Below are 6,920 nucleotides of genomic sequence, written 5' to 3'. Positions count from 1 at the left end.
GCATTGCCATTGAAGCCGAGCTGGCGGTGAAAATTCTTCGATGGCCCGCACTGCTCATTGTGGTGATGGTTGGCCTTGGCCTTGTCTATCGTTACGGTCCTAGCCGCGCCAAGCCGAAGTGGCGGTGGATCACATGGGGCAGCGCCTTTGCTGCGATCGGGTGGCTCGCTGTTTCCATTCTGTTTTCCTGGTACACCGCCAACTTCGGCAATTACAATACAACCTACGGTTCACTCGGGGCGGTGATCGGCTTCATGGTCTGGATATGGCTCTCCATCATCGTCGTTCTTCTTGGGGCGGAATTGAACGCAGAGATCGAGCACCAATCCGCGCGGGATACGACGACAGGCACTGCAAAGCCGATGGGTTTTCGCGGCGCCAAAATGGCCGACACAGTCGGAACACCGATTTGATCAGACGGAAAATTCACAGTTTCACCGACAGAGACGCGGCGACCGGCAGGCTTACGGTGTTGGCGATCTGGTATCGAAAAGCCTGAAAAACTGCAACTGGGCCCGGCGCAAACGGCTGTCGGGTACACCCATGCGAGGGGGTCACTGATCGGCAATGGCCCCGGTGGCGTAGTTGACCGGGAGAGGTATCCCAAACGACATAGTTGCGCCGATACATCCGAAGGCCGTGATGCGCGCGCCGTGGGATGAGGCCAAAGCATTGCAGCGACCGTTACCGGACAGCGCACTGCGGATCGTCGCGCGGGGTGCCGACAAAGAGGATCGGGCAGCGGCGTGATAGCCAATCAGTAAGGAGTGCCCAACAACCCCAATTCCCGCCGAACGGCGGCAGCTGAATTGCCGACCTTTTTGATCAGTCGCTGCAATTCGCCTTTCGAGACGCCCAGTTCTTTGGTCCAGTAATCTACTTCCCATGCCTCTTGCGTGTTAATCTTGCGGTCGGCCGCGCCTTTCGTCGTTACGTCCTCCATAGTCTCCTCCGGGTGGCGAAGCGCAGCCCCGTGCCCTTTGCGGCGTGTGGGGGAATGAGCAGCGGGGCCGCGCGGGCCATTATTCACGGCCCGCTATTCAATTCGGCTCTGAGTAACAAGTTCGTGCGAGAGTCCGCTGGCGCACAAAATTTTTGAAGGCGAGCCGACAGTGTGAAGGAGCGCGGCCCCGCTGCCCGACACCATTCTCAGGATCATCGCCAGCGGGGAGCGCAAACCCAACCCTTATTGCCGCTCTGACCCATTCGCGCATCAAGTGTCGTTGAACTTTTTGTCGCAGGAACATCCGTAAAAAACCGAAATTGCTTTACCGGGTCGTGAATAGCATCACGGCCTGCCCAGCCTCGCTATATTGGTCGGTCCCCCGAAGGCCGACAAGGCTGTGCTTGGTGCGCGCGGCCGACCGTCGCGCGCGTTCGTCTAGTCGCTTGAGCCGCACCAATCCGCTCTTGGCGCGCTCAGTGGCTTCCGCTTTCGGAGTCTGTGATGTACCCGTGGCCTATCGGCGATTTTGATTACGCGATGGACGAGGCCCTCGACACTGCGATGAATTACCTTGAACGCAGTGGGCAGGCGGAGAAGTTTATTGAGGTCCAGCGTGTGGCGGCAACGGCGATAGTGGCGGCTTGGAAGATGGGCGTGCGGAACCGGATTAGGCTTGCCCACCTGGCCATCAAGGCAGTCGAACAAAATGCTCCCCGGAGTTAGAGGAACCCGTCAAAACGTCATTGCTCTACCATGAGTGTCACGGCCAAAAAAGATTTGGTAGACGCGCTCACCGCCCTGATTAAAGAGCGTAGATTGTACGCTCAGCTTCTGTCCAAACCTTACGAGCGTGGCACATATGAAGCTACAATGGCGCGGTTTGTCCAGCTTCAAACAACGATAGAAGCGCTAGAACGGGCCCTTTGTGTCGGAAGCTGATTTTCCTTGAGAGTAGCCGCGGGTGGCTGAAACAAGCTCAACCGAATGTCTCGACGATTGGATCATGCCGTAAATGTCGCTGCCGGGAAGGCGCGCTGGCAAGCTGGCGTCGATCTGAGACGGCGACTCCAGCGCTGAAAGGCAGGCGATCGGTTGGGCCCGCATTGGTCGGCTGCTCCCAATGTATCGAGCGCCGGTTTGCCGTTCTCGCGAGCGGCCTTGCAGATTCCGAGTCGTCGGACTCTTACGCCATCGAGTTATTCACCGGCGCCCACACGAAGCCAGAAGATCTAACGATGGTTGAGCAATATGTTGCGAGAGCTCAACGTCTGGCATGTCTCTCTGAGAACGCCTTTTTGGCTGATTATGGCCAAGTTTTCAGAGCGCTCCCCTACATTCAGGGGCCGGCAGCACAGAATGCTACGAAGATATTTGAGTTACATCGGCGCTATGGTCGGGGCACAATCGACGTGGTCGACAACCAGCTGAAAGCCCACGCTGGCGTTGCGCAGGCGCTAACGTTGCCAGGAACGTCCCTGCTCGCAATGATTAATGCTCCCTTGGGTGCGGCTCCGACGTTTAAGAAACCGTTCGAAATGGAGCCGCCAGCCTCTGTGCAGGCTGCTTCAAATAGCGGGCCCGTAAAAGAGCGCCGCATCGCATTAGCACTGGATCACAAGAAACGGCGCGTCGTCTTTGACTTTGGAATAGAGTAAGGCAAGGAGTTCGAACTGTTTGATCGCCTTGCGGCGTGCTTCCGGTCAGATAAAGCTAAGCAAACGCCCGCTGAAGAATATTCCTTCACGGCAACCAAGAAGCTGCTCGATGAGCTGCGGATTGAAGAGCATACCTTGCTTCAGCGGGTTCGACGCATTCGGAAACAACTCGAAAAGCAATTCCTCATAACAAGCGATTACATGCTTGATGAACAGGACATCATACAAAGTAGGCGCTGGAGGGGCTACAGACTGAACCCGTACCTCCTGTTGGTCGAGACGGCAGATGTGCGCGGACGGTAAATGTCATGACCTATACGCCCGATGTCATGACTTGGAGCTGAACCTCCGTAATGATTAAGAAATTTCGTCGCCAAATGTCATGACTTTCGGAGTGCCGCGCATGTCTCCAACGTGCTCGTAGCGGCAAATATACCTGCGAACAAGAACCAAGCGCTCCTAGTCCTATCGTTAGGGCGCGTAACTCGCAGGAAATCAAATGGCTCTCTCTTCCATACCGGTCAAAGCGCCTGCTCAGGCGAATACCGATCGGCCCATTCGCCACCTCAACCAGATCGATCTCTCGCGCCGTTGGAGCCTTAGCCCCCGCACCCTCGAACGGTGGCGCTGGCTTAAGGCAGGACCTCAGTACCTGAAGATTGGCGGACGCGTCGTCTACCGGCTCGAGGATGTCGAATCTTTTGAGGCAGCGCAGACGAAAAACGATCCCGACAAGCACATCGGGAGCGGAAAATGAGCGTAGAACACCCTTACCTGCGTGCCGCAATTGACGGAGAAGTAGCCAATCTCGCATCCGCCGCCGCGGGCACTCGTAACCAAACTCTCTTCAAATGCGCAGCAAGCTTGGCAAGCCTCGGACTTCGCGAGGGTGAAATCCTGCAGCTTCTTAAGCCTGCTGCAGAGACTATCGGGCTCCGCGGCAGAGAGCTCTACACCACGGTCAAAAGCGGGTTGAAAGCGGGCAACTCTCGGCCGCGCGAAATCCCGCACAACAACGGTTGGGTTCCAGCTCCGCGATTTGAGAACGTTGCTGTTCCAAACTCCGCGTCCCGAATTCCGGAAGCCAATGACGCGAAACACGTCGGCGCTCAACCCATCTTCATTGCGGGGCCCGGTGGTCCCACTGCATCGGCCGACGAGATTCGGCGGCACATTTACCGGCGGCATGGCCTTGCCGTCCGAATGAAGATCAAGCGCCGCTCTGGTGGGTACGTCAATTGGTACCGCGTGACCCGCGATGGCCAGGATGGTTGGCAGCCGGCCAAGCCTGAAACGTATGCATGTTGTCCTTACAGTGGAGATGTCGATCCCTTGGATCCCACAGTAACGGACCAACTGTTGTACTGGCCCGAGGGTGAGAAGGATTGTGACACCCTCGGACAAGCCGGCCTTCCTGCTCTCACCTTCGGGGGCACCGGAGATGGGCTGCCGGAAGGTGCCGCAGAGTATTTACGTGGCCGTCACGTTGTGATCCTCGCAGACAACGATGCCGGTGGGCAGGACCATGCGCTGCGCAAGGCAGCGGTCGCATATCCCGTCGCAAAGACCGTGAAACTAATTCAATTTCCAGAACTGTCACTCAAAGGGGACGTCAGTGATTACTTGCAGGCGGCAAGCGCTGCGGATCTGGAGCGGCGTGTCTCAGGGACGCAACTTTGGAAACCCACAGTGGGCAAGTCTCAAACTGACTGGCGGAGTTCCGTAATCACTGCCAGCGACCTAAAAAGCAGGACCTTCAGTCCGGTCAAGTTCGTCGTACCCGGCTATATTCCGGAAGGAGTGACCATATTCGCCGGAAAGCCAAAGATCGGAAAATCCTGGCTGCTGTATGATGTATGCCTTGCCAGCGCTGCGGATCGGTTCGTCCTTGGCGAGATCAAACCAACTCAGGGGGACGTTCTTTACCTAGCGCTGGAAGACAGCGAGCGGCGGCTCAAGAAGAGGCTGGAGAAGTTATGGCCGGGTGGCGCCTGGCCGGCTCGGCTAAAGCTCGCGACTGAATGGAGGAAGGCTGATGCCGGCGGACTCGACGACCTTGCTGAATGGTGCGACTCTGTTCCCAATCCGGTCCTGATCGTCGTGGACACCCTTGAGAAAATCCGCCCTACCCCAAAGGGTAATGCTGCCGCTTATTCGACTGACTACGTGGCGATAGCTGGTCTTCATAAGCTCGCCCACACCCGCGGGATCGCCGTCGTCGTGATTCACCACGTGCGGAAAATGGAGGCGGATGACCCCTTCGACATGGTGAGCGGCACAAATGGATTGACCGGCGCTGCGGACACCATTCTTGTGCTGAAGCGCCAAGCGGGGAACGTAACTCTGTATGCCCGTGGTCGCGACATCGAGGAGCAGGAGACCGCTTGTCGTTTTGACAAGAACACCTGCCGGTGGACATTCCTGGGCGAGGCAGGCGCAGTGCACGGTTCGACGGAGCGGGCGTCCATTGTCGCTGCGCTCATCGAAGCCAGCGAAGAGGGTATGCACATCTCCGAGATCATGGTGGCTGTACAGCGGTCGGATCGAAACGCAGTCTATCAGCTACTGTTCAAAATGGAGCGGAATGGTGAAGTGGTGCGCATCAAACGGGGCCAATATGCGTTGGCCGGTAAGAACGATAAGAAAGTAAGATCGGAGAACAATGCCTTTGAAAGATAAAGACATTCGCTGTCAGGCCTTTCTTATCGTCTCCTTACCAGAAAAGCGGGTATGAGCCGCCGCCTGTGATCACGCGGCAAGGCTATTCCGAGAGACCGGATTGTCATCGCGGTAAGATCGGTAAGAAGAGCCCGACCAAACGTTGTTGAAATGTAAGTGGAAAAATCCAATCTTACCGATCTTACTCATCTTACCGGCGCTCGATCTGCATTAACTCCACACGAGTGCAAAGGTCGTGGCGTATCCATCATTCGCAGTTCTTCGCAATCATTCGAAAAGCTGCACCCTACCGACCGGAGTCGCTGTCGAGTAGAATCGCTCGATAGGAGCCGAGCTTGACGCTCGCCACCGGAAGCGATGCAGATGTCCACCACCGATGTCGATGACGATGTGGAGCAGCCAGTCAAACCGCCAGCCAGAATTGGCTACTGCAGTCCGCCTGTACATAGCCAGTTCAAACCGGGGCAGTCCGGAAACCCCAGCGGCCGAGCCAAAGGCAGTCAGAATCTCAAGACGCTTTTTAATAAGGTCCTGGATGAGGAGATCTCGTTACGAGACGGGGCTGACGTCAAAAGGATTACCAAGGCAGAAGCTATTGTGCGCGGGGTTGTCGTCGGCGCCCTGAAGGGTGACTCGCGAAACACCGCGATCTTGTTTCGGCTTGCAGAGCAGGTTGGGCAGTTCCAGGACGACAAGACCAGCGACATCACCGAGATCCGGCGGGTCATCGTAAGCTGGAAACCCCCGGGTGCAGAGACAGAAGACGATGCCTGAGAGGTCATCCGTCAAATCCCAAGTCTCAGGTAACTCTGCAGGGAAGACAATCTGGCCCGCCGATCACGTTGAGCGTTGGCCCATCGAGCGATTGATCCCTTTCGCCCGTAATGCCCGCACGCACAGTGAGGCACAAGTCAGCCAGATCGCATCGTCCATTCGGGAGTGGGGCTGGACCAATCCTGTGCTTGTTGCCGAGGACGGTACGATCATCGCAGGACACGGCCGGGTATTGGCGGCGCGTAAGCTCCGCATCGCAGACGTCCCGGTGATGATGGCTTCGGGATGGACCGACGCTCAAAAGCGGGCCTATGCCATTGCCGACAATAAGCTGACCTTGAACGGCGGTTGGGATGAGGAGTTACTCGGCCTCGAACTGGGTGAACTTGAGGTGTTGGGCTTCGATCTCGATCTCGTCGGCTTTTCGGAGCAGGAGCGTGCAGCTCTGGCTGCGCAGGCGACGGAGGGGTTAACCGATCCTGACGTCGTACCGGATTTGCCGAGCAACCCCGTCACGCGACCAGGCGACATTTGGGTTCTCGGCACCCACAGGCTTATCTGCGGTGACAGTACCTCAGAGGATGATGCAGCGCGGCTGCTGGCCGGGGTCAAGCCGCAGTTGATGGTGACCGATCCGCCGTATGGCGTTAGCTACGACCCGGCCTGGCGGAAGCGCGCCGGCGTAAACCTCAACGCCCGCAAGCTCGGCAAGGTAGCGAACGACGATCGCGCCGATTGGCGGGAGGCCTGGGCACTGTTCCCGGGCTCGGTCGCGTATGTTTGGCATGCGGGCCGGCATACGAGCGAAGTTCAGCAATCGCTTGCGGCGTCCGGCTTCGACATGCGTTCTCAAATCATCTGGGCCA

8 protein-coding genes and 1 pseudogene are annotated in these 6,920 nt (G+C 57.4%); 8 read left to right on the top strand and 1 reads right to left on the bottom strand.

The genetic code is table 11. The annotated features are described in order from the left end of the window. Together N554_RS0129830 and N554_RS42480 are read left to right on the top strand one after the other, a co-directional pair. Nucleotides 1–413, top strand: a 413-nt coding sequence (locus N554_RS0129830; protein WP_029586800.1) for a YihY/virulence factor BrkB family protein, incomplete at its 5' end; no start/stop codon positions are given. Between the two features lie 190 nt (nt 414–603). Further along, nucleotides 604–750: pseudogene (locus N554_RS42480) on the top strand (SOS response-associated peptidase); the annotation flags it as partial. Nucleotides 751–757: 7 nt separating this feature from the next. Here N554_RS42480 and N554_RS0129825 read toward each other — a convergent pair. Next, nucleotides 758–943, bottom strand: coding sequence for a DUF3606 domain-containing protein (locus N554_RS0129825; protein WP_029586799.1), 186 nt, complete (start codon nt 941–943; stop codon nt 758–760). A gap of 504 nt (nt 944–1,447) precedes the next feature. Here N554_RS0129825 and N554_RS0129820 point away from each other — a divergent pair. From N554_RS0129820 to N554_RS0129785, 6 genes are all read left to right on the top strand, one after another. Then, complete coding sequence (locus tag N554_RS0129820; protein ID WP_029586798.1) at nt 1,448–1,669, top strand: hypothetical protein; 222 nt, start codon at nt 1,448–1,450, stop codon at nt 1,667–1,669. Between the two features lie 512 nt (nt 1,670–2,181). Beyond that, a complete protein-coding gene (locus N554_RS0129810; RefSeq protein ID WP_156042190.1) occupies nt 2,182–2,601 on the top strand; it encodes a hypothetical protein in 420 nt (139 codons plus the stop codon). A 499-nt stretch (nt 2,602–3,100) separates the two neighbouring features. Beyond that, nucleotides 3,101–3,358, top strand: a complete 258-nt coding sequence (locus N554_RS0129800) for a helix-turn-helix transcriptional regulator (RefSeq protein WP_051677790.1) — start codon at nt 3,101–3,103, stop codon at nt 3,356–3,358. Next, complete coding sequence (locus N554_RS37645) at nt 3,355–5,280, top strand: bifunctional DNA primase/helicase (protein ID WP_051677789.1); 1,926 nt, start codon at nt 3,355–3,357, stop codon at nt 5,278–5,280. Before N554_RS0129800 ends, N554_RS37645 begins: the two co-directional genes overlap by 4 nt. A 363-nt stretch (nt 5,281–5,643) precedes the next feature. Then, on the top strand, nt 5,644–6,054 hold the full coding sequence (locus tag N554_RS37640; RefSeq protein WP_156042189.1) for a DUF5681 domain-containing protein: 411 nt from the start codon (nt 5,644–5,646) through the stop codon (nt 6,052–6,054). Beyond that, a partial coding sequence (locus N554_RS0129785; RefSeq protein ID WP_051677791.1) for a ParB N-terminal domain-containing protein occupies nt 6,047–6,920 on the top strand: 874 nt, incomplete at its 3' end. The genes N554_RS37640 and N554_RS0129785, both read left to right, overlap by 8 nt.

Origin of the sequence: Bradyrhizobium sp. URHD0069 (assembly GCF_000701345.1) — a bacterium.
Taxonomy (GTDB): domain Bacteria; phylum Pseudomonadota; class Alphaproteobacteria; order Rhizobiales; family Xanthobacteraceae; genus Bradyrhizobium.
The sequence above is the reverse complement of the archived record's forward strand: the minus strand, read 5'-3'. Positions and strand labels throughout refer to the sequence as shown.